The sequence below is a fragment of the Nocardioides luteus genome (genome assembly GCF_000960475.2).
Classification (GTDB): domain Bacteria; phylum Actinomycetota; class Actinomycetes; order Propionibacteriales; family Nocardioidaceae; genus Nocardioides; species Nocardioides luteus_A.
In genome coordinates this window covers 95,104-117,691 of the sequence record NZ_JZDQ02000002.1, presented here as the reverse complement: position 1 = coordinate 117,691, position 22,588 = coordinate 95,104, and the positions used below count along the sequence as shown (strand labels likewise).

The 22,588-nt window shown below is 70.2% G+C and carries 18 protein-coding genes; 8 read left to right on the top strand and 10 right to left on the bottom strand.

What is annotated here, in order from left to right; translation table 11 throughout:
* Window position 1: 1 nt before the first annotated feature.
* Window positions 2–1,150 (bottom strand): bifunctional glutamate N-acetyltransferase/amino-acid acetyltransferase ArgJ, encoded by a 1,149-nt coding sequence (gene argJ / locus UG56_RS01880; RefSeq protein WP_045547161.1) that lies wholly within the window; start codon window positions 1,148–1,150, stop codon window positions 2–4.
* Window positions 1,151–1,323: 173 nt separating this feature from the next.
* Window positions 1,324–1,785 carry a hypothetical protein gene (locus tag UG56_RS01875; RefSeq protein ID WP_045547162.1) on the bottom strand — a complete coding sequence of 154 codons (462 nt, stop codon included), beginning with the start codon at window positions 1,783–1,785 and terminating at the stop codon, window positions 1,324–1,326.
* Between the two features lie 332 nt (window positions 1,786–2,117).
* Between UG56_RS01875 and UG56_RS01870 the strand changes: the two genes are divergently transcribed.
* The 3 genes from UG56_RS01870 (at window position 2,118) to UG56_RS01860 (ending at window position 5,057) form a co-directional block, all read left to right on the top strand.
* Window positions 2,118–3,959 (top strand): phosphoenolpyruvate carboxykinase (GTP), encoded by a 1,842-nt coding sequence (locus UG56_RS01870; RefSeq protein ID WP_045547163.1) that lies wholly within the window; start codon window positions 2,118–2,120, stop codon window positions 3,957–3,959.
* A 166-nt stretch (window positions 3,960–4,125) separates the two neighbouring features.
* Window positions 4,126–4,500 (top strand): DUF805 domain-containing protein, encoded by a 375-nt coding sequence (locus UG56_RS01865; RefSeq protein WP_052693168.1) that lies wholly within the window; start codon window positions 4,126–4,128, stop codon window positions 4,498–4,500.
* Window positions 4,501–4,559: 59 nt separating this feature from the next.
* Window positions 4,560–5,057, top strand: coding sequence for a PGPGW domain-containing protein (locus UG56_RS01860; RefSeq protein WP_045547164.1), 498 nt, complete (start codon window positions 4,560–4,562; stop codon window positions 5,055–5,057).
* A gap of 6 nt (window positions 5,058–5,063) precedes the next feature.
* Here the strand turns inward: UG56_RS01860 and UG56_RS01855 are convergent, their stop codons facing one another.
* The 3 genes from UG56_RS01855 to UG56_RS01845 form a co-directional block, all read right to left on the bottom strand.
* Window positions 5,064–6,944, bottom strand: coding sequence for a DUF5107 domain-containing protein (locus UG56_RS01855; RefSeq protein ID WP_071326832.1), 1,881 nt, complete (start codon window positions 6,942–6,944; stop codon window positions 5,064–5,066).
* Window positions 6,945–7,057: 113 nt separating this feature from the next.
* On the bottom strand, window positions 7,058–8,002 hold the full coding sequence (locus tag UG56_RS28165) for a hypothetical protein (protein WP_071326824.1): 945 nt from the start codon (window positions 8,000–8,002) through the stop codon (window positions 7,058–7,060).
* Between the two features lie 420 nt (window positions 8,003–8,422).
* Window positions 8,423–8,863, bottom strand: a complete 441-nt coding sequence (locus UG56_RS01845; protein ID WP_045551583.1) for a hypothetical protein — start codon at window positions 8,861–8,863, stop codon at window positions 8,423–8,425.
* Window positions 8,864–9,215: 352 nt separating this feature from the next.
* On the opposite strand from UG56_RS01845, the gene UG56_RS01840 reads away from it, so the two are divergent.
* From UG56_RS01840 to recD, 4 genes are all read left to right on the top strand, one after another.
* Window positions 9,216–9,575 carry a hypothetical protein gene (locus tag UG56_RS01840; RefSeq protein ID WP_045551582.1) on the top strand — a complete coding sequence of 120 codons (360 nt, stop codon included), beginning with the start codon at window positions 9,216–9,218 and terminating at the stop codon, window positions 9,573–9,575.
* Between the two features lie 113 nt (window positions 9,576–9,688).
* On the top strand, window positions 9,689–13,054 hold the full coding sequence (gene recC, locus UG56_RS01835) for an exodeoxyribonuclease V subunit gamma (protein WP_045551581.1): 3,366 nt from the start codon (window positions 9,689–9,691) through the stop codon (window positions 13,052–13,054).
* Window positions 13,054–16,350: a UvrD-helicase domain-containing protein gene (locus UG56_RS01830; RefSeq protein ID WP_071326823.1), complete on the top strand. Its 3,297-nt coding sequence runs from the start codon at window positions 13,054–13,056 to the stop codon at window positions 16,348–16,350. The genes recC and UG56_RS01830 overlap by 1 nt, the downstream gene beginning before the upstream one ends.
* A complete protein-coding gene (recD, locus tag UG56_RS01825) occupies window positions 16,347–18,104 on the top strand; it encodes an exodeoxyribonuclease V subunit alpha (protein WP_071326822.1) in 1,758 nt (585 codons plus the stop codon). Before UG56_RS01830 ends, recD begins: the two co-directional genes overlap by 4 nt.
* Before the next feature lie 20 nt (window positions 18,105–18,124).
* Here recD and UG56_RS01820 read toward each other — a convergent pair whose 3' ends face one another.
* The 4 genes from UG56_RS01820 to UG56_RS01805 all read right to left on the bottom strand — a co-directional run bounded on the left by UG56_RS01820 (window position 18,125) and on the right by UG56_RS01805 (window position 20,009).
* On the bottom strand, window positions 18,125–18,736 hold the full coding sequence (locus tag UG56_RS01820; RefSeq protein ID WP_045547942.1) for an amino acid-binding protein: 612 nt from the start codon (window positions 18,734–18,736) through the stop codon (window positions 18,125–18,127).
* A 74-nt stretch (window positions 18,737–18,810) separates the two neighbouring features.
* Window positions 18,811–19,257, bottom strand: a complete 447-nt coding sequence (locus UG56_RS01815) for a nitroreductase family deazaflavin-dependent oxidoreductase (protein WP_045547939.1) — start codon at window positions 19,255–19,257, stop codon at window positions 18,811–18,813.
* A 45-nt stretch (window positions 19,258–19,302) separates the two neighbouring features.
* Entirely contained in the window at window positions 19,303–19,638 is a 336-nt protein-coding gene (trxA, locus tag UG56_RS01810; RefSeq protein WP_045547938.1) for a thioredoxin, read from the bottom strand.
* Window positions 19,635–20,009 (bottom strand): MerR family transcriptional regulator, encoded by a 375-nt coding sequence (locus UG56_RS01805; protein ID WP_045547937.1) that lies wholly within the window; start codon window positions 20,007–20,009, stop codon window positions 19,635–19,637. Before UG56_RS01805 ends, trxA begins: the two co-directional genes overlap by 4 nt.
* 72 nt (window positions 20,010–20,081) lie before the next feature.
* Between UG56_RS01805 and UG56_RS01800 the strand changes: the two genes are divergently transcribed.
* Window positions 20,082–21,029 carry a 1,4-dihydroxy-2-naphthoyl-CoA synthase gene (locus tag UG56_RS01800; protein WP_045547936.1) on the top strand — a complete coding sequence of 316 codons (948 nt, stop codon included), beginning with the start codon at window positions 20,082–20,084 and terminating at the stop codon, window positions 21,027–21,029.
* Here UG56_RS01800 and UG56_RS01795 read toward each other — a convergent pair.
* Complete coding sequence (locus UG56_RS01795) at window positions 21,023–22,498, bottom strand: MFS transporter (RefSeq protein WP_045547935.1); 1,476 nt, start codon at window positions 22,496–22,498, stop codon at window positions 21,023–21,025. The two genes, UG56_RS01800 and UG56_RS01795, sit on opposite strands and share 7 nt — an antisense overlap.
* Between the last annotated feature and the right edge of the window lie 90 nt (window positions 22,499–22,588).

The following is a 22,588-nucleotide window of genomic DNA, read 5'->3' as shown; positions in this document are numbered from 1 at the left end:
GTCAGGTCGTGTAGTCGGCGTTGATGCGGATGTAGCCGTCGGTGAGGTCGCAGCCGTAGACCGTGAACTCACCCGATGCGATCCCGAGGTCTACCTCGATCGAGACCTCGTCGCCGGACAGATAAGTCGACAAATCCGCCAATAGATTTGCCGAGACCTGAGCGGGGTAGGTCTCGGTGCCGCCGAAGGCGATGCGGACGTGGTCGGGGGAGATGTCGGTCTCCTCGCGGAGCTTGCCGATGGCCATCGCGACCCGGCCCCAGTTGGGGTCGGCGCCGTGCACGGCGGTCTTGACCAGCGGCGAGTTCACGATGGCCTTGCCGACCCGCTTGGCCTGGGCGTCGTCGCGGGCGCCACTGACCACGACCGTGATCAGCTTGGAGGCGCCCTCGCCGTCCGAGGCGATCTTCTTCACCAGGGCCAGCGCGGCGTCGTAGAGCGCCGCCTCGAACTCGCCCAGGTCGACCGGGCCAGCTGCCCCCGAGGCGAAGATCGCGGCGGTGTCGGAGGTGGAGGTGTCGGTGTCGATCGAGACCGCGTTGTAGGTGCGGTCGACGACCCGGCGGAAGGCCGCGTCGAGATCGTCGGCCGGGACCGCGGCGTCGGTGAAGAAGTAGGTCAGCATCGTGGCCATGTCTGGCTCGAGCATCCCGACGCCCTTGGCGATCCCGGTGATCGTCGCCTCGCCCACGGTCCGGGTCTCTATCTTGGCGATCGTGTCGGTCGTCATGATCGCCGCCGCGGCGGCCTCGAAGTCGGCCGCGCCCGCGGTGCCGACGAGCTTCTCCAGCGCGGGCGTGAGCACGTCCATCGGGTACTGCACGCCGATCACGCCGGTCGAGGCGACCAGCAGCTCCTCGGGGCGGACCCCGACGATCTCGGCTGCCCGGCGGCGTACCTCCACGGCGTTGGCCTCGCCCGTCGGGCCGGTCGCGACGTTGGCGTTCTTCGAGATGGTCACCATCCCGCGGAACGCGGCGAGGTCCGAGGTTCGGGAGAGCAGCACCGAGGCGCCGGCGAAGCGGGATCGGGTGAAGACCGCAGCGCTGGTGACGGGGCCGGAGGGGGCGGCGACGACGGCGAAGTCGTCAGCGCCCTCCTTGAGACCGAGGTTGGCGGTGACTCCGACGAATCCGGCTGGTTGAGGCATAGCCGGATTCTAAGGTGGTCCACCGACGTCGCAGGACGAATCTCGCGCTCGCGGCTGACCGCATCGCGAGACGGTGTGCCGTACTGGGCGGGCACTTCGCGGACTTGGTGGGTGTTTCAGTGCCCGTCAAGTCCAGGGATACCCGGTCGACCGGGTATCCCTGGGCCCGGCGCTCACGTCCGCAACCAGGCGAACGCCGCCGCCTCCAGGATCACCCACGAACGGAGTACGCGGCCCACGAACGTGATGCCGACGAAGAGCATCAGGTTGGCCTTGAGCGAGCCGTAGACCACCGCGAGGATCGCCAGCGGCGGAAGCCCGCTGAGCGCGGCGACCGCGAGCAGGCCGCCGGCGTAGGCGGGCCGTCCCTGCGTACGCCGCTCCCACTTCTCCATCCGCAGCCGCCACTTCTCGCACGACATCTTCTTGCGGACGAAGGGGAGAGCGGTGGTGCCGTGGCCGGCGTAGTACCAGACGACCTTCGAGCTGGTCTGGCCGACGCCGGCCACCAGGGCGAGCACCAGGGCCGAGAAGGTGAGGTTCGAGGCGGCCACCGCGAGGTAGGTCTCGAAGTTGATGACGGGGAAGAGGCCTCCGGTGAAGGAGGCGGCGAAAGTCCCGAGAATGAGGTCCATCAGGCGACCTCTGGACCGCGCAGGAATTGAAACAATTCAACAGATTCGTGTTGGGGGATCACTCGCGAAACCTTAGATGTAATCCGTGTCACGGTGCGACATCGGCGTCACATCCACATTACGGACCGCTCACCGAAATGAGGCGTTTCTCACTTAAACATGGGGGTCACAACGGTCTCAGGACCGGCTATCGGAACAGGGCCCGCAGTTGGATCGATCAATTGTCCAGGCCCGTGATCGATGACCCACTCTGGTGCACGGTACCCCGGTTGGAGGCCTCTTCAACTGGGGTAACGTGCCTGCAATCGGCGAAACTTTTGAAGGGTGTCGGAATGGTTGACGTGGACAAGGTCCTCGATGAGGCGGGGCTGACGAATCCTCATGTGCGGGAGTATGTCTCCTACTGGGCAGGGGTGACCGGAGCCGAGCAGATCGAGGTTGTCAGCGCAGCCGACGACGAGCGGCTCCTCCAGGAGTCGCTGGAGGCTGGTGAGCTCCTCCCGGTGACGGGCGGCCGCTACTACAGCCGTTCCTACAGCAAGGACACCGCGCGCTCCGAGGAGCGCACCGTGGTCGCCACCTCCAACCCGGAGGACAAGGGCGTCTACAACAACTGGAAGCCCGCTGACGAGACCGTCAAGACGCTCACCGAGCGGATGACCGGCGCCTCGGTGGGCAAGACGATGTACGTCATCCCCTACCTGATGGCTCCCGCGGGCAGCCCGCTCGAGGCCTACGCCGCCGGTGTCGAGCTCACCGACAGCCGCCCGGTCGTGCAGCAGATGATCCGGATGGCCCGCGTCGGCATCGACTACATCAACAACCTCGAGGACCCGAACTCGTTCGTCCGTGCCGTGCACGTGACCGGCGACCTGCCCAACCTCGGGCAGGGGACCGACAACGACCAGCGTCTGTTCGCGACGGTCGCCGACCAGCGTACGATCCTTCACTTCGGCTCCTCCTACGGCGGCAACGCGCTGCTGGGCAAGATCGCCCACGGGCTGCGCCAGGCCTGCTACGACGGCCGCGCCTCGGGCAAGTTCCTGGCCGAGCAGTTCCTGCTGCTGGGCATCAAGGACAAGGAGACCGGTGAGGAGTTCCACGTCGTCGGTGGTTTCCCCTCGGCCTCCGGCAAGACCAACCTCTCGATGACCCTCTCGCCCGACGCGCTCGGCGAGCGTTACGAGGTCACCTTCTACGGCGACGACATCGCCTGGATCTGGGTCGGCGAGGACGGCAAGCTGCGCGCCTTCAACCCGGAGAACGGCGTCTTCGGTGTCGCCAAGGACACCAACGAGAAGACCAACCCGGGCGCCATCCAGGCGATCCTGCCGGGCTCGGGTGCGATCTTCACCAACGTCGCCTACAACGAGAAGACCCAGGAGGTCTGGTGGGAGGGGCTCACCAAGCACCACCCGGACGACCTCGACGGCTGGATCGACTGGAAGGGCGAGCGCATCGCCGACCGGATCGACGACGAGCTGGGTGAGCCCTGGGCCCACCCCAACTCCCGGTTCACCACGCCGATCTCGCAGGTGCCCAACGCGGCGCCCGACTTCGACGACGCCGCCGGCGTGCCGATCGACGCGATCATCTTCGGTGGCCGCACCCGTGACCGCGAGCCGCTGATCCGCGCGATCACCGACGTGGCCGAGGGCGTCTACGACGGCCTCACCCTGGGCGCCGAGGCGACCGCCGCGGCCGACGGCCTCGAGGGCGTGCTCCGCTACGACCCGATGTCGATGCGTCCGTTCCTCGCCTACGAGGAGGGCGACTACGCCCGCCACTGGCTGAAGATCATCGGCGAGGCCACCGACAAGCCGGTCTTCGCCCACGTCAACTGGTTCCAGCGTGACGCCGAGGACGGTCACTTCCTGTGGCCCGGCTACCGCGAGAACGTGCGTGCGCTGCTGTGGCTGCTGCAGTTCAAGAAGGGTGAGGTCAAGGGCCAGCAGAGCCCCGTCGGCATCATCCCGACCGAGGACGAGCTCGACCTGCGCGGCCTCGAGCTGCCGCAGAAGGACCTCGACCGGATCCTCTCCCTGGACCTGGCCCGCTGGAAGCAGGAGATGGGCTTCCGCGAGGAGCACCTCAAGCAGTTCAAGCTGCCCGAGGAGATCTGGGAGGCGCACAAGCGCGTCGCTGCTGCCATCGACGAGGCCGCTCAGGCCTGATCGAGACCACAGCCGGGGGCGGCGTACGGAATTCGTTCCGTACGCCGCCCCTTTGATGTTCCGTCTGCATCTGTTTACGACGGGAAGATGAACTTTGTAGATATTTGGAACAGATGCCCGGCCAGACATTTACGCAGCCGATCTCCGCCACCTAAGGTTCCTGCCCGTGACGATCCCCCTTAGCCAGCCGCTTCGTGCGGCCTCGATCACCGAGGCGTACGCGCGGTTCTGGAAGAAGTACGCGACATTCTCGGGTCGCGCCAGCCGCACCGAGCTGCTCTGGCCGATGCTCGTGAACCTTCTGATGTTCATCGTCCTCGTGCTGGCGCGCAACGATGTGGCGAGCCTCGTGATCGGTCTCTATGCGCTGGTCGCGTTCGTGCCGACCATCGCGCTCGGCGCGCGGCGGCTGCACGACATCAACCGCTCCGGTTGGTGGCAGCTCATCCTGGTCGTACCCGCGGTCGGTCACCTCGTCCTCGCGGTGCTGTGGCTGACCTTCCCGAGCCCCGAGGGCGTCAAGTACGACCTGGCCGCATGACCGACCGCAAAATTCCCCTAGTTGCCCTCGGGGTTGTCCCCGAATGGCAGGCTATTGGCATGAAGTCCCTCGCAGGAGCCGCAGCGAAGCGGCTCGCCTACGAGATCGTCGGGTGGCTGCTCGTGGTCGCCGGCATCGCGGCGCTGATCCTGCCCGGTCCCGGCCTCCTGATGGTCTTCGGGGGGCTCGCCGTGCTCTCGAGGCAGTACGCCTGGGCTCGTCGCTACGTCGAGCCGGTGCGGCTGCGGGCGCTCCGTGGTGCGGCCGAGGGTGTCGAGACCTGGCCGCGCATCGTGGCCTCGACCCTGGGGGCGCTCTCCATCGGTGCCGTCGGCGTGGTCTTCCTGGTCAAGCCGCCCGCGCCCCACTGGTGGCCGCTCGAGGCGTCCCTCTGGCTCCTCGGCGGCGACTGGACCGGGGTCACCCTCATCGGCTCCTGCATCATCGCCCTCGCCGTCCTGGGCTACTCCTACAAGCACTTCCACGGCCACCCCGACGCCCGTCACCAGCTCGACGAGTCCATCGAGCACACCGGTGAGATGAACAAGGTCGCCTGAGGGTCGTCAGCCGGGAGACATCCGGAAGTCGTACGCCGCAGGCACCGGCTCGCCGGGATGAACGGCTCGCCAGAGCGTGTCCAAGGCGGCCTCGCCCTCGCGGAGGTTGTCGACCGTGATGCCTTCGTCGAGGAGTGTGCGGACCCGGTCGAGGTCGCCCACGGCCAGCGCCGCCTGTGCGGTGCACAGCCGGATCCGGCCGTGCTCACGGTCGGTGTCGGCAAGGGAGTCGATCACCTCGAGCGCTTCGGCGGGGCGGTCGGAGGCGATCAGCGCGTGGAGCAGCTCGATGGTGAGCTCGCGCAGGTCGGTACGGAGGCGGTGAGCCTCGAGCAGGAGGTCCGCCGCGGGTGGGTCCGCGAGATGGGCGAGCGCGCGTAGGGCCCAGGGGTTGGGGCGATCGGCGACCGACCGCTCCAGGACCGTGCGAGCTGCCGTGCGGTCGCCGTCGGCGAGCCGGAGCAGGCCGAGGTGGTACCACGCGTGCCAGTCGTCGGCCGAGGCCTCCAGCAGCTCTCGCCAGTGCGCGCCCAGGACCGGAGCAGCGGGCGGGTCGCTGATCGGCAGCCGGCCGTGCTGCAGCAGCTCGAGCCAGGGCTCCTGGTCCTCGGCGCAGGTCCCGAACGGGCGCAGCGGGTCCGCCGGCACAGCGCCGGCCGCGACCTCGAGCGCGCCCCACCCGGACCCGTGGGCGAGCGGCTCTGCCGGCCCCGTGAAGCCTCCTGCCGCGCTGAGTGCGTCATCCAGCCGGGTCCGCGGCACGAGCCGCTCGAGCGCCTCGTCCACGGCCGCCCGGGCTTCGTCCCAGGAGCCGTGCGCCCGCTCGGGGGCGACCTCGAGCAGGCCGAACGCCTCGGCCCACTCCCAGGTCTCGCCGCCGGGCAGCGGAAGGTGCTCGAGCTGCGTACGTGCCAGGCCCGCCTGGATCTCGAGGTACGCAGCGCCCGGCCCGGACAGCCACTCCTGCCACCTCCGTCCACCCGCGCCGTTGCCCCACTGGAAGAGCTTGCGGCCGATGAGCCGGTCGGTGGAGGCCTGGACGAGCCCGCTGCCGTCGCGGTCGAGCGCGGCGATCCATCGGCGTTCGCCGCCGGCGACGTCCATGAAGAAGTCGGCCGCCCGGGCGAACCTCGCCGGATAGCTCTGGTCTCCGCCGGCCGTCTCCGGAAAGTCGATCAGCCGCAGCTGCTCCGCGTAGTCGAAGTGGAAGGCCCGCTCGGCCGGCGCGACGACACGTACGTCCGGGCCTTCGGGCACCGCGATGTTGGTCCACCAGTAGACCGGGGTCGGGTTCGGTGCGGGGTTGTGGAGCGAGACGTGCACCAGCAGCACCGGGGATCCGGCGGGCAGCCACGCGTCGATCGTGACCACGACCCGCCGCATCCGCTCCAGCTCGTACATCCGCAGGACGGGGCTCCCGTCCGGCGCGGTCAGCCTCACCGCGTGCAGCGGGGAGCAGGTGAGTGGCCAGTGCCCCGTGGCGCCGAGGTTCCACTCGACCCCGCCGGCCACCCAGGCGTCGCGCAGCGCCAGGTTGGCCGGCTGTAGGACGGGGTTGCGGTGCAGGAGCTCCCGGCCCGACGGCCGGTGCACCAGCGACCACAGCCGCCCGCCGTAGCCGGGCAGGAAGGTGGCGGTGAGCAGCTCGTTCTCCAGCGCCAGGGTCGGCAGATCGCGAGGGTCGCGCCGGCGGGTGTAGGAGTCCTGAGCCGTGTAGGGCAGGAGCGTGCTCGGCCGGCCGTACTCGAGGTTCGCCGCCATGTCCGGATACGGCGCGGCATCGGGCTCGAACCCTGGCCGCGGCACACCGTGCAGCAACGGCAGCGGCCCGTCGACCGGGTCCTCCGCTCCCTCGATCGAGAGCCGGTCCGTCCTCAGCGTGGTCATCTCGACCATCCAACCAGGCTGAGGACGCTGACGCCCGGACAATGCGAACCGCCGGCCTCGTCCACGGCGGTTGGCCGTGGACGAGGCCGGCGATTCAGGTGCGAGCGCTGGTCCTACGAGGGGTTGCGGCCGTTCCTGTCGGTGCCGGAGGCGTCGTCCTGCGGTGCGTTCGGGGCCCAGCCCCGGGCCGTCCCGGGGTCCAGGACGTCGCTCGCCGTCTCGGTCCAGTCGTCGGTGTAGTCGGCCTGCCAGTCCTGGTCCTGGCCGTTCCTCTTGTCGTCCTTCTTGCCGCGGCCGCCCGCGCCGGCTCCGCCACGTCCGCCGCGGCTGCCCGCCCCGGTCGCGCCGCCGCGTCCGCCGCGCGCACCTGCCCCGCGGGCACCTGCGCCAGCGCCACGTGCGCCCGCTCCGCGGGCCCCGGCCCCAGCGCCCGCGCGGGCACCGGCGGCGCCGGCCTTCGCGCCCGCTGCCCTGGCCGTGGCTGACCTCGAGGTCGCTCCGGCGGTCGCTGCCTTCGCTCCGGCAGCAAACTTGCTCGCGAGCGCCTTCGCCACGCCGGCACCCAGCAGAGCCCCGCCGCCACCGATCGCGAGCGCAGTCATCCCGCCGCTCCCGCCTGCCAGCGGAGCGAGGCCGTCAGCCGTCTCGACCATCGCGTACGACGTCGAGGGCGCCGGCGTGCCGTCAGCGTTGATCCACCGGGTGCCGTCCCACTCGGGCTTGTTCTCGGCCTCGTAGCCCGCGATGTTCGCCTTCTCCTGGGCGATCAGCTCGTGGCCCCAGCCTTCGGGGTAGAGCGTGCCGGAGTTGTACTTCTCCATCCGGGCCTTGGACGCTGCGATCTGGCTGTAGGAGCCGGGGGACGAGGGCTTCGTCGGCTTACTGTTGCTCTCGGTGTTCGGCTCATCCGTGATCTCGCGGACGGGGGGATCAGCCGTGTAGTTGCTCTTGTCGACCTGTTCGATCTGCTGGGCCGCAGCCTGCTCGGCATCGGCGATCGCCTGTTCCCGGGCCTGCCAGGCAGCGCGATCCGACTGGAGCGCTTTCTGGTTCTGCACTGCCGTCGCAGAATCGACACCGGTTCCGGTTTGGGCGTACTGCGGCGCCGAGGGATCGGGCGCGGGGCCGTGGGAAGCTGGGAGGGACGCTGCAAGCTGCTTGTGGATCTCCTGCGCCTGCGCTGTGGTTGCGCGTGCTTTACTCAGCGCCTCGACGGCCGCGTCGAGTTGAGCGACCTTCTCCTTCAGGTCACTTGACGCTCGCTTGAACGCCGACTTGGCGGCGTCCGTTGTCAGGGACGTCTCCTCAAAAGCATCGGAAACTCTGTTTCCCGCTAGATCCAGGCTTGAGGCGGCTTCACTCATCGCTCTGCGCGCGCGTCGCCACTCAGCCAAGCGGCTCTCAACGTCCTCGGGGGCCGCATTGGCGACGTATTGCTCCAGCACGATCATCATCGTGCCCTTGACTCCGGTCACAGGTCAGTCCTCCTGGTCCTGGCCAAACTCGGATCGAGACACGATCTCCTGCAAGGCTTCGGGAGACAGCGGAAAGAATGGCAATTGGAAGCCCGGCATGTTCGGGCGATCGTCCTTCGTCAGGTTGTCGAAGAAGGGCTGGTCGATCATTTCGACCGCCAACATCATGTCCTTCTTGAACGCCTCCTCGGCCTCTTCATCAGCGTCCTTCACCGCGCGCACGGCGTCGTCGAGCCCGTCGACAAACTTGATCAGCGCATTGGATGTTTGTGACATTGCGGAGTTGATGCGATCGGTCGCTCGGTTCATCAGGCTCTCGAGCGTCGCCGCCGTCGCGCCGCCTCCGAGGGCTTTAGATGCCGGCTTGTCGACGTGGACCTTGTCGATCTCGACCTTCGCGTCGGTGAGGACCTCTTTGATCGTATTGACCAGAGTCTCGTTCACCCCAGTCGAGCGTGCACCTGCCATGTCGGCCTCCGAGTCAGTTCGCGCGGTAGGCAAAGTCTAGACATGGCCGTAGAAGTTGGTCACGCGCAATCATGAGCGAGGTGTACCTACTACGCTCTCGGGCATGATTCCATCTCGGCCGCACCCGGGGGTCCGTTGGCTCACCGCGCTGACCATCTCCGCTGTCGCAACTGCTGTGCTCTCTGGTTGTTCGAGTGGCAGTGGCACGGATGATCCATCCAAGCCACCGAGCTCGTCGACCGCCGCGACGTCATCGGCCGAGCCGACTAGCGATCCGCAGGTTGCTGATCAGAACGGAGCGCAACTCAGCGCTCCCCCGGAGTGGGACGTGCGCTTCGAGGATCCATATTGGCTGATCGATGCCCCGAAGACGGACGGAAGTTCGCCCGGAGGTGCGGTCCTTGACGCGGACACTGCCTCACTAGCCAGGAACACCGACGAACTGGCAGAGGCCCGGCTCAACGCGGCGGGACCGAGCGGGAAGCGGCTCCCCGACGTCAAGTACGGGGGTTACACCTTCTTCCACATTCGTGAGACGAATGACACCAACACCTTCGAGAACTTCGGGGCGCTTATCGAAGGGCACCAGGTAGCCGTGGAGTGGACATTCACCAACGACTTGGCCACACAAGAACAGATCGATGGCCTGATCAACGATGTCATGCCGACGTTCAAGTTCGTCGGCTGAGTCAGGGCAACTCGACTCGGAGTCCAGGCAGGCCGGAGCACAGCACGAAGGACCCAACTAGCTCGATGGAGTCCTGAGGCGCCCTGTCGGCGGTGCCCGATAGGTTGCGGTCTGTGGTCGTACATCTGCACCGCGCGCCGCGGACCGATCTGCTCGCCGACTCGCTCGGCGAGCTGTTGTCGGTGCCGTTGGGGGATCCGTTCGCGACGGAGGTCGTGGTGGTGCCGGCGCGGGGAGTGGAGCGGTGGTTGTCGCAGCGGCTCTCGCATCGGCTGGGGGCGGCAGACGACCGCCAGGACGGGATCTGTGCGGGCATGGACTTCCGGACGCCGTGGTCGCTGTTCGCCGAGATCGCGGGCACGGGGGACGAGGATCCCTGGGCGCCGGAGTCGCTGACCTGGCCGGTGCTGGCGGCGATCGACGCGTCGCTGGACGAGCCGTGGGCGAGGCCGCTCGCGTTGCACCTGGGGCACGGGGACGCGACGGAGGAAGGCGTACGTCGTCGGGGGCGGCGGTTGGCGCTGGCCCGGCGGTTGGCGCGGTTGTTCGCTGCGTACGCGGACCAGCGGCCGGCGGTGGTGGCCGACTGGAGTGCGGGGCGGGACACCGACGGGCTCGGGAACGAGATCGCCGACGACCTCAGCTGGCAGCCGCCGTTGTGGCGGGCCGTCGCCGGGCTGGTCGGCGGGCCGACGCCGGTGGAGCGGCAGGCGGCGACGGTCGCGCGGTTGAGGGAGGCGCCTGGGGAGTTCGACCTGCCGGAGCGGGTCTCGCTGTTCGGGCACACCCGGCTGTCGGCGACCGACGTCGAGCTGGTCGCGGCGCTGGGGGAGCACCGTGAGGTGCACCTGTGGCTGCCGCACCCCTCCGAGGCGCTGTGGGAGGCGCTCGCGGAGCTGGACGGGGTGGTCGCGCGGACCGCGGACCGGTCCCACGATGCCGTCGGACATCCGCTGCTGGCGACGCTCGGCCGGGACACGCGGGAGCTGCAGCGCTCGTTGAGCGGGTTCTCCGGCGACGCGATCACCGACGGCGTTTTCGACACCGACGGCAGACTTCTCGGGTGGCTGCAGGCGGACATCCGCGGCAACACCCTCGGAGAGGCCGCCGGGCGGGTGCTCGATCCGGAGGACCGCTCGATCCAGGTGCACGCCTGCCACGGCGAGGCGCGCCAGGTCGAGGTGCTCCGCGAGGTGCTGCTGGGGCTGCTCGAGGACGACCCGACGCTGGAGCCTCGGGACGTACTCGTGATGTGCCCCGACATCGAGACCTTCGCGCCGCTGATCGAGGCCGGGTTCGGGCTGGGAGAGATGACCGGCGACAAGGGCCACCCCGCCCACCGGCTGCGGGTGAAGCTGGCGGACCGGTCGTTGACGCGTACGAACCCGCTCCTCGACGTGGCCACCAGACTGCTCGACCTGGCCGGTGGCCGGGCGGGGGTGAGCGACGTACTCGATCTTGCTCATCTCGATCCGGTGCGGCGCCGGTTCGGGCTCAACGACGACGCGCTGGAGCAGCTCGAGGAGTGGGCCAAGGACGCCGGGATCAGGTGGGGCTTCGACGCGGAGCACCGCGAGCCCTTCGGGCTGGAGACGTACGTCGCCAACACCTGGCGCTTCGGGATGGACCGGATCCTCACCGGGGTGGCCATGTCCGAGGACTCGGCGACCTGGCTGGACACGACGCTGCCGTTGGACGACGTGGGCAGTGGCAGCGTCGAGCTGGCGGGGAAGTTCGCCGAGCTCGTCGACCGGCTGGTGGAGGTGACCGACGAGCTCGCCGGAGTGCATCCGCTGGAGCACTGGCTGAAGGTCATCGAGGAGGGGGTCGCCGCCCTGACGTCGGTCTCGGCCAACGACGAGTGGCAGTCGGGCCAGGTGACCCGAGAGCTGTCCCGGGTCCGGGACGCCGCCACAGGCCACGAGGTCGACGAGCTGCGCCTCCCGGACGTGCGCGCGCTCCTGGGGGCGCGGCTGGCCGGTCGGGCGACGCGCGCCAACTTCCGCACGGGCACGCTGACGGTGTCGACGCTGGTGCCGATGCGGTCGGTGCCGCATCGGGTGGTCTGTCTGCTCGGCATGGACGACGGGGTCTTCCCGCGGGTCGGGATCACCGACGGTGACGACCTGCTGGCCCGGAACCCGCAGACCGGGGAGCGCGACCTGCGCAGCGAGGATCGGCAGCTGTTCCTCGACGCGCTGCTGGCGGCGACCGAGACGCTGGTGGTGACCTACACGGGCGCCAACGAATACTCGGGACAGCCGCGGCCGCCCGCGGTGCCGCTGGGGGAGCTGCTGGACGCGTTGGACGCGACCGCGGTCTCCGCGGACGGCAGGCCGGTCAAGGAGGTCGTGACGACCAGGCACCCGCTGCAGCCGTTCGACCCGCGCAACCTCACGCCCGGGGCGCTGGTGGCGGGACACTCCTTCTCCTTCGACAGGGCCGCCGAGGCCGGTGCCCTCGCCGCGGTCTCGGACCGCGTGGAGCCGCCGGAGTTCCTGCCCGGCCCGTTGGCGCCACCGGCGACCGGGGACGTGACGCTCGAGGAGCTGCTCGCCTTCTACCGCGCGCCGGTGCGCGCGTTCTTCCGCGACCGGCTGGAGCTGGCGCTGCCGCGCGACGACGACCCGCTCTCCGACGGGCTGCCGGTCGAGCTCGACGGGCTGGGGCAGTGGTCGGTGGGCGACCGGCTCCTCCACGATCTGCTCGCCGGGATGTCGGAGGAGCAGGCGATCCAGCAGGAATGGCGGCGCGGCGTACTCCCCCCGAAGTGGCTCGGCTGGCGCATCCTCACCGACGTGATCACCAAGGCGAAGCCGATCGCGGCCGAGGCGCTGCGGGTGCGCCACGCGGGCATCTCCACGGGACAGGCGCGGGCCGTCGACGTCGAGGTCGATCTCGGCGACGGACGACGCCTGACCGGCACCGTCCCCCAGGTCTACGGCGACCGGCTGGCTCCGGTGACCTACTCCCGCCTGGGCGCCAAGCAGCGGATCGAGTCATGGGTGCAGCTGGTCGCGCTGGCAGCCTCCGACGAGGACCGCGCCTGGAGCGCCTGGACGCTGGGGCGCCCGGGCAACTCCAGGTCGCGTACGCCGTTCGGGCTCTCCCAGCTCGGGCCGCTCGACCACACCGCGATCGACGTGCTGCGCGACCTGGTGCGGCTGCGCGACCGAGGGCTCTCCGCGCCGCTCCCGCTGCCGCTGAAGACCTCCCTCGCCTACGCGCGCCAGCGGCGCACCCAGGCCGGCGTCGACGACGCGCTCTACAAGGCCGGCTGGGAGTGGAACGACGGGCGGTTCGAGGGCGAGGAGTCCGACGTGGAGCAGGTGCGAGCCTGGGGTGCGAAGTCCGGGATCCCGGGGCTGGGCGACCCGCCGGAGCCGGGTGAGGAGTTCGAGGGGGAGACGTCCCGTTTCGGGGCGCTCGCGATGCGGGTCTGGTCGCCGTTGCTCGAGGCCGAGCAGGGGAGCTGGTGATGGACGGATTCGAGCTGACCGGTCCGCTCCCGACCGGCACGACCCTGATCGAGGCCTCGGCCGGCACCGGGAAGACCTTCACCATCGGCGCCCTGGTCACCCGCTACGTCATCGAGGGCGTCGCGACCCTCGACGAGATCCTGGCGATCACCTTCGGCCGCGCCGCCTCCCAGGAGCTGCGTGACCGCGTGCGCTCCCACCTGGTCGAGGCCGAACGGGCGTTCGCGGAGGCCGTCCGCGGACAGCGCCCGACCCCGCTCGACGCCCACCTCGAGCTGCTGCTCGATGTGCCCGACGAAGAGGTCCGCGTACGCCACGAGCGCGTGCGCGACGCGCTCGCCTCCTTCGACGGCGCCACGATCGCGACCACGCACCAGTTCTGCCAGCTCGTGCTGCGGTCGCTGGGCGTGGCCGGTGACACCGACGCCGGCGCCGAGCTGGTCGAGTCGCTCGACGAGCTGGTGGTGGAGGTCGTCGACGACCTCTACCTGAAGTGGTTCGGCGAGGCCCGGGAGCGCCCGCCGTTCGACCGCGACGTCGCGCTCGGGCTGGCTCGGACCGCGGTCGAGGACCCGCAGTCGCGGATCGCTCCGGCGCCCGAAGAGGACCCGGTGGCCGGTGCACGGGTCAGGTTCGCCGAGGCGGTGCGCGACGAGGTCGACAGGCGCAAGCAGATGCGCGGCGTGCTCTCCTACGACGACCTGCTCTCCCGGCTCGCGGTCGCGCTGGAGGACCCCTCCGCTCCCGCGCGGGCGCGGATGAGGCAGCGGTGGAAGATCGTGCTGGTCGACGAGTTCCAGGACACCGACCCGGTGCAGTGGCAGGTGCTCTCCCGGGCCTTCGAAGGTCACGCGACACTGGTCCTGATCGGTGACCCGAAGCAGGCGATCTACGCCTTCCGCGGCGGCGACGTCTTCACCTATCTGACGGCTGCCCGCACGGCCGAGACCCAGGCGACCCTCGACACCAACTGGCGCAGCGACGCCCCGCTGGTCGAGCGGCTCCAGGTGGTCCTGAGAGGTGCCGCACTGGGCTCGCCCGACATCGTCGTCCACGACGTCAAGGCCCATCATGAGGGGTCGAGGCTGACCGGTGCACCGCATCCGTCGCCGTTCCGGATCCGGCGGGTCGGTCGCCGCGGCTTCAAGCTCACCCGCGGGAAGATGATCACCGCCGGTGACGCGCGCACCCACATCGCCCGCGACCTCGCCGGCGACATCGCCGAGCTGCTCGGCTCGGACGCGACCTGGTGCGATCACCCGGTCCAGGCGGGGGACATCGCGGTCATCGTCGCGATCCGTTCCCACGGACTCCTGGTCCAGCGCGTCCTGCAGGAGCACGGGATCCCGGCGGTGATGGCCGGCGGTGGTGACGTCTTCCTGACCCCCGCCGGCGAGGACTGGCTCGCGCTGCTCCAGGCGCTCGACGCGCCCCATCGGGCGCCGTTGGTGCGCGCGGCCGGGCTGAGCGTCTTCTTCGGCTACACCGCGACCGAGCTCGACGCGGGCGGCGAGGCGCTCACCTCCCGCATCGCCGACACCCTGCGCGGGTGGGCGCTGCTGCTGCGTGGCCGGGGTGTCGCCGCCCTGATCGAGGCCGCCGAGGAGCGCGGGCTCACCGCGCGCGTGCTGCAGCGCACCGACGGGGAGCGGTTGCTCACTGACGTACGTCATCTCGGGCAGCTGCTCCACGACATCTCCGTGCGCGACTCGCTCGGGCTGCCGGCGCTGCTGGCCTGGTTCCGCGACGAGCGCCGGCGTTCGGCCGCGGCCGAGCGGCCGCGGCGGCTCGACTCGGACGCCGCGGCGGTGCAGATCGTGACGGTGCACGGCTCGAAGGGGCTGCAGTACCCGATCGTCTACCTGCCCTTCGCCTACGACTTCTTCGTGCGCGACCCCGATGTCGCCCGCTTCCACGACGCCGACGGACAGCGGACGATCGACGTCACCTGCACCGGCGCGCAGTGGGCGCAGCACGCCGAGCGGCACAAGGCCGAGGAGCTCGGCGAGGAGCTGCGCGATCTCTACGTCGCACTGACCCGGGCGCAGTCGCAGGTCGTCGCCTGGTGGGCGCCGACGGCCAACACCGCCACCGGTGGACTGCATCGGCTGCTGTTCGGGCGCGGTCCCGGCCAGGCGGCGGTTCCCGACAGTGTTCCCGTGCCGAGCGACGAGGACGCGGCGAGCCTGCTGGGCAACGTCGCACGTCACGGCGGACCGACGGCCGAGGAATCCGTACCGGTTCCGGCAGCGCCGCCGGTGCGTGCGACTCCCCGTGGCGACCTCGCCGCGCGGGCGTTCACGCGCGAGGTGGACGCGGAGTGGCGGCGTACGTCCTACTCCGGGCTCATCCGGGTCGACGAGGGCGTCACGGCGACCTCGGAGCCGGAGGTCGAGGGCACGGACGACGAGCCGGTCGCCGAGGACGTCGACCTCGTCGCGACCCCCGCACAAGAGGAGCACCTCTCGCCGATGGCCGAGCTGCCCAAGGGTGCCGGCTTCGGGTCGCTGGTCCACGCGGTCCTGGAACACACCGACCCGCAAGCCCCCGACCTGGCCGAAGAGCTGCTGACGAAGACCCGCGAACAGCTGCGGTGGTGGCCGGTGCCGGCCTCCGCCGAGGACCTGGCGACCGCGATCCTGCCGCTCAACCTGACCCCGCTCGGCCCGCTGGCCGACGGGCTGACGCTGGTCCAGATCCCGCTGCGCGACCGGCTGCGCGAGCTCGACTTCGAGATCCCGCTCGCGGGGGGTGACGGCCCTGGCCGAAGCGGAGCCCGAGGCGATCAGCAGGGTGCCCCCGACGTGCGCCTGCGCGACCTCGCTCCGCTGCTGCGAGCGCATCTTCCGGCGGACGACCCGATGGTGACGTACGCCGACCGGCTGGAGACTCCGCCGTTGGGTGACCAGTCGCTGCGGGGCTATCTGACCGGATCGGTGGACGTGGTGCTGAGGCTGCCGAGCGGCCGGTTCGTCGTCGTGGACTACAAGACCAACTTCCTGGGCGTGGAGGCGATGGACTACACCCAGCCGAAGCTCGCCGAGGCGATGCTCCACTCCCACTACCCGCTGCAGGCGCTGCTCTACTCCGCGGTGGTCCACCGCTTCCTGCGCTGGCGCCTGCCCGGCTACGACCCCGAGCAGCATCTCGGTGGCGTGCTCTATCTCTACGTGCGCGGGATGCTCGGCCCGGACACTCCCGTCGTCGACGGCATCCCCACCGGCGTGTTCACCTGGCAGCCGCCCGCGTCCTTGGCGGTCGCCCTGTCCGACCTGCTCGACCGAGGAGCCTCATGATCGAGCGCTGGGAGTCCGACGACCCCTTCGACGCACGCCTGGCCAGGTCAGCGACCGGCCTGTTGGCGTCGTTCAACCAGGAGGGTGTGCTGACCGCGGCCGACGTACACGTCGCGACGCGAGCCGCCGCCCTCGCGGGAGAAGAGCGCGACGAGGTGCGGCTGGCGGTCGCGCTGGCGGTCCGCGCGGTCCGGCACGGGTCGGTGTGCGTCGACCTGGCCGCGCTGCGGGAGACCGAGGAGACGCTGCCCTGGCCCGCCGCCGACGGCTGGCTGGAGGCCGTCGCCGACAGCCCCCTGGCCGCGCAGTCGCTGGTGCAGGTCGAGGACGGCCTGCTCTACCTCGACCGCTACCACCGCGAAGAGGGACAGGTACGCCACGACCTGCTCGCCCGCCTGGCCTCACCCCGGCCCGTGGCCGACGAGGCGCTGCTCGAGGCGAGCGCGGCCCGGCTCTTCCCGGGGGAGGGCTACGCCGAGCAGCGCGCCGCAGCGCTCGCCGCGTCCCGGCAGTCGACGACGGTGCTCACCGGCGGACCCGGCACCGGTAAGACCACGACCGTCGCCGGCCTGCTGGCGCTGCTCACCGAGCAGTCCCCGACGCCGCTGCGGGTCGCGCTGACCGCACCCACCGGCAAGGCCGCCGCCCGGCTGCAGGAGGCGGTCGAGGGCGCCCAGCTCGCGCCTCAGTTCACCGACGCCGACCGTGCCCGGCTCAACGGCCTGACCGCCTCGACCCTCCACCGGCTGCTCGGGTGGCGACCCGGCTCGTCGACGCGGTTCAAGCACCACCGCACCAACCGGCTTCCGCACGACGTGATCGTCGTCGACGAGACGAGCATGGTCTCGCTGACGATGATGGCCCGGCTGCTCGAGGCGGTGCGCCCGGAGGCGCGGCTGATCCTCGTGGGCGACCCCGACCAGCTCGCCAGCGTCGAGGCAGGGGCGGTGCTCTCCGACCTGGTCGCCGGGCTCGCCGTGCGCTCGCCCGACGCGGTCGCCGCGCTCCGCACCACCCACCGCTTCGGCGGTGCGATCGGTGCCCTCGCCGCCGCGCTGCGGGACGGCGACGCCGACGCGGCTCTCGACGTGCTGAAGTCCGACGACCCCGCGGTCGAGCTCGTCGACCCCGCCGACGAGACCCGGACGGCCGAGGTCGAGCGCGAGCTGGTCAGGCACGCCGTCGCCCTTCACGAGGCTGCGCTCGCGGGCGATGCGGAGCGCTGCGTACGGATGCTCGACGAGTCGCGCCTCCTCTGCGCCCACCGCGACGGCCCGTGGGGCGTCGCCCACTGGAACCGGCAGGTCGAGCGCGGCCTCGCCGAGACGACCGGTGAGCCGCTCGGCATCGGCTGGGGCCACGAGTGGTACCCGGGCCGGCCGGTCCTCGTCACCGCCAACGACTACGGCCTCGGTCTCTTCAACGGCGACACCGGCGTCACCTATCAGGACGCCGGCGGAGACCTCCGCGTCGCGATCGCAGGCGGCGCGACGTACGCCCCCTCACGCCTCGGCGACATCGAGACCCTGCACGCGATGACCGTCCACAAGTCCCAGGGCAGCCAGGCCCGGTCCGTCACCGTCCTGCTCCCGCCCGACGACTCGCCCCTGCTCACCCGCGAGCTCTTCTACACCGCGGTCACGCGGGCCCAGGAGCGGGTACGCATCGTCGGCACCCCCGACGCCGTCACCGCCGCGATCACCCACCGCGCCCAGCGCGCCTCCGGCCTCCGCCAGCGGCTCGGCCACGACTGACCGCCCGCGGCCGACCGGGGTCAGGAGCGGGCGATGGAGGTGGCGAGGGAGGCCAGGTGGCCCAGGCGGGCGAGCTCGGAGTCGAGGAAGTCGGGGCCACCGCGGCGGCCGATGATGACGATCTCGTTGCCGTCGATACGGGCGCCGGCGAACATGTTCTCGTCCTCGCCCTCGACCTCGATCCGCTCGGGGCGGTCGAGCTCGATGAAGGGGACGTTCTCGGGCGCGCCGTCGGTGGAGCGGGCGATGCCCTTGACGCGGTGGACGCGGATGGCCCAGTCGGCACGGAAGGTCAGCGGCAGCACGTCCACGAGCCGGTCGAGGGCCTCATGAGCGTTCTCGGTGAGGTCCTCGACCGCCTCGAGGTCGAGGAAGAGGTTGCCGCCGGCGGCGTAGCGGGAGATCCAGACGACCTGCACGCCGTCGAGCTCGTTGCATGCCGAGACGATGGAGTCCGGCATGGTGCCCGGGGAGGTCTCGAGAAGCACGTCGTCGACGGCGAGTCCCTCGGCCTTGTTCTTCTCGACGATCTCGATCGCCTCGATGTCGCCACCGGCTTCACCGATGGCGGAGGCGAGGCGACCGAGGGAACCCGGGACATCGGGCAGCTCGACGCGTAGCAGGAACGGCATGGCCATAGACCCTAGCGTCGTGAACCGACAGCCGTAGCACTGTCCCGGTTACACACCGGTCAATTGGTGACCGTTCAGTCGGCCGGCTCCAGCAGGAAGAGCGGGAAGATCCGGGACGTGTTGGGCTGGTATTCGCCGTACGTCGGCCAGGTCTTCACCGCATAGTCCCACCACTCCTCGCGCTCGGCCCCGGAGAGCTCGCGAGCGACGTACGCCTTCTTGGTGCCGCCGTCCTGGAGCACCATGTCGGGGTACGTGCGGAAGTTGGCCACCCACGCCGGGTTCTTGTCGCTGCCGCCCATCGAGGCGACGGCGAGGTACTTCCCGTCGCGCTCGACCCGCATCAGCGGCGTCTTGCGGATCGCGCCGGTCTTGGCGCCGCGGTTGGTGATCAGGATGATCGGCTTGCCGTCGCGCTCGAGGACGTTGGCCTCGGCGCCGTTGGAGGCCTCGAACGCGGCAACCTGCTCGCGCACCCAGTCGGCCGTGCTCGGGACGTATTCACCTTGCAGTTCGGTCATGCCCTCTACAACACCACGACTCGGCGCCTATTCCGCGCGTCCCGATCAGGCGAGGGCCTTGTCGATCTCGCGGTCGAGATGCGACTTCGGCCGCGCGCCGACCATCTGGAGCACCGGCTTCCCGCCCCGGAAGAGGAGCATCGTCGGCACCGCCATGACCCGGTAGTCGGCGGAGGTCGCCGGGTTCTCGTCCTGGTTGAGCTTCACCACTCGCAGGCTGCCGACCCGCTCGGCGGCGATCTTCTCGAGGATCGGGGCGAGCTGGCGGCAGGGTGGGCACCACTCGGCCCAGATCTCCACCAGCACCGGCGTGTCGGACATGAGTACGTCCTCGACGAACCGGGCATCGGTGATGTCCTCGATCACGGCGGTCTGACTCATCGTTTCTCTCCTTCGGGGTGATAGGACTCGGCCTCGTGCAGCAGCTCGGCGAGCTCGCCGCGCAGGGCGGTCAGCTCGGTGACCCGCCGGTCGATCTCGGCGATGCGCTGCCGATAGGCCTCGAGCGAGGCCGGGCACACGTCGGCGCGGTCGTTGCCGGCGCGCAGGCAGTCGACGAACGGCAGCGTCTCCTCGGCGGTGAGACCGAGCGAGAGCAGGGCGCGGATCTCCCGCACCACCTGTACGTCCACGTCGGCGTAGTCCCGATATCCGTTGCCTGCCCGCCGTGGCGTGAGCAGTCCGCGCGACTCGTAGTAGCGCACGGCCTTCACCGTCACGCCGGCCCGATCCGCGAGCTCCTTGATCTGCACGCCTACGACGGTAGACCTTGACCCTGGGGGCAAGGTCAAGCCTGCGATCAGCCGGCCGGATAACCTCACCCCATGAGCGCCATCGAGGGAGTCTCCGACACGTTCGACCCGAGCCGCTGGGACGAGGTGCCCGGCTTCGAGGATCTGACCGACCTGACCTATCACCGGGCCAAGGAGCACGGCACCGTACGCATCGCCTTCGACCGCCCCGACGTGCTCAACGCCTTCCGGCCGCACACGGTCGACGAGCTCCTCCGCGTGCTCGAGCACGCCCGCACCTCCGCGGACGTCGGCTGCGTCCTGCTCACCGGCAACGGGCCGTCGGAGAAGAACGGCAAGTTCTCCTTCTGCACCGGCGGCGACCAGCGGATCCGCGGCAAGGCTGGCTACCAGTACGAGGAGACCGATGCGTACGCCGCCGGCCGGACCGGCGCGGAGGAGCCCACCCCGATCGACAAGGCCAAGCTCGCCCGCCTGCACATCCTCGAGTGCCAGCGGCTGATCCGCTTCATGCCGAAGGTCGTCATCTGCGTCGTCCCCGGCTGGACCGCCGGCGGCGGCCACTCCCTCCACGTGGTGTGCGACCTGACGCTCGCGAGCGCCGAGAACGCGCGGTTCAAGCAGACCGACGCCGACGTCGGCTCCTTCGACGGTGGCTACGGTTCGGCCTATCTCGCTCGTCAGGTCGGCCAGAAGTTCGCTCGCGAGATCTTCTTCCTCGCCGAGGAGTACTCGGCCGAGGACGGCGTCCGCATGGGCACCGTCAACCGCGCCGTCCCGCACGCCGAGCTCGAGGACGTCGCGCTCGAGTGGGGCCGCAAGATCAACGGCAAGTCGCCCACCGCCCAGCGGATGCTGAAGTACGCCTTCAACCTCCTCGACGACGGCCTCGTCGGCCAGCAGATGTTCGCCGGCGAGACCACCCGCCTGGCGTACATGACCGACGAGGCGCAGGAGGGCCGCGACCAGTTCCTGGAGAAGCGCGAGCCTGACTGGTCGCCCTACCCCTGGTACTACTGATCGGTGGGGTGCTCCTCCGTCGAGTGCGAGTCGGTGAGGGCGAGGGCGCCCATGACCGCGACCAGGCCGACGACGACCGCGAGCACGCCGTAGGTGATCCGCTCGCCGTGGAAGAAGGACTGCACGAGTGCGCTGCTCCACGTGCCGGCCGGGAGCTGGGTGGTGACCAGTGCGGCGATCATGGTGCCGACGACCGCCGTACCCACGCTGGTGCCGATCTCCTGCGCGGTGTCGTTGAGCGCGGTACCCATCGAGGTCCGGTTGGCGGGCATCGCGTCGACGAGCGCGATCGCGCAGATGGTCATCACGGTGCGCAGGCCGATCGTCATCACGACCATGGCGGTGGCGATCGCGGCGTAGCCGTGCTCGACGCCCCAGGCGAGGCCGACCAGCGACCCGGCGAGCGCGAGTGCGCCGATCAGGCAGGCGATCCGGTGGCCGAAGCGAGCGGCGAGGCTCTCTGACAACGGAGTCGCGACGATCATCGTGACGATGATCGGAAGGTTCGCGAGGCCGGCCCGGACCGGGCTCCAGCCGTAGGCGAACTGGAAGTGCAGGATCAGCCCGAACATCGCGCTCGCCATCGCGATCGACGTGCCGATCTGGGCGATGGCGGCACCACGGACGGTGCCGGCAGCGAAGAGGCCCAGATCCAGCATCGGGGATTCGGTACGCCGCTCGCGCCAGACGAACCCGAGGCCGGCGGCCACGGCGCCGGCCACTGATGCGAGGGTGACTGCGGAGAGCCAGCCGTGCTCGACGCCGCTGGTGAGGGACCAGCAGGCCAGGCCGATGGCGGTGATGCTCAGCAGGGTGCCGGGGATGTCGAGCCGGTCCGTGGTCAGGCCTTCGCGGTCGTCGGCAGGGACGCCGAGGCGGACGCCGACGAAGGCGATCAGCGCGATGGGCGCGTTGACGAGCAGCAGCCACTCCCAGCGTACGTGGGCCAAGGCTGTGCCGCCGAGCAGCGGGCCGAGGATGAAGCCGGACATGCCGACGACGATCATCACCGTCATCGCGCGCATCCGCAGCGTCTTGTCGTCGAAGAGCCGGAAGACCAGGGAGTTCGTGATCGGCGCCATCGCCGCGGCGGCGACACCAAGAGCGGCACGCAGCGCGATCAGCTCGCCGGCGGTCTCCACGAGGACGACCAGCAGGCTGAGGAGGCCGAAGACGGCGAGGCCGACCTGCAGCACCCGGCGCCGGCCGAACCGGTCCGCGACCGAGCCGGCGGTGAGCAGCAGGCCGCCGAACGTGAGGGAGTAGGCGCCGGTGACCCACTGCAGCGCCGTCGTGCCGCTGCCGAGGTCGCGGCCGATGGTCGGCAGTGCGATGGACAGCAGCGTGTTGTCGACCATCTCGACGAAGAAGGCCAGGCACAGCGCGGCCATGGGGATCCACGCTGCGCGCAGCGATGAGTAGGTGCGTGACGGACCGGCGGTCACGGTCACGGTTGCGGTGCTGGACATGGTGGTCTCCCTTCGGGTGAGCGTTCGCCCTCCATGCTGAGGAGCACCGGTTTCACACCGGTTTCATGCCGCCTTCAGGTCGCCCTCACG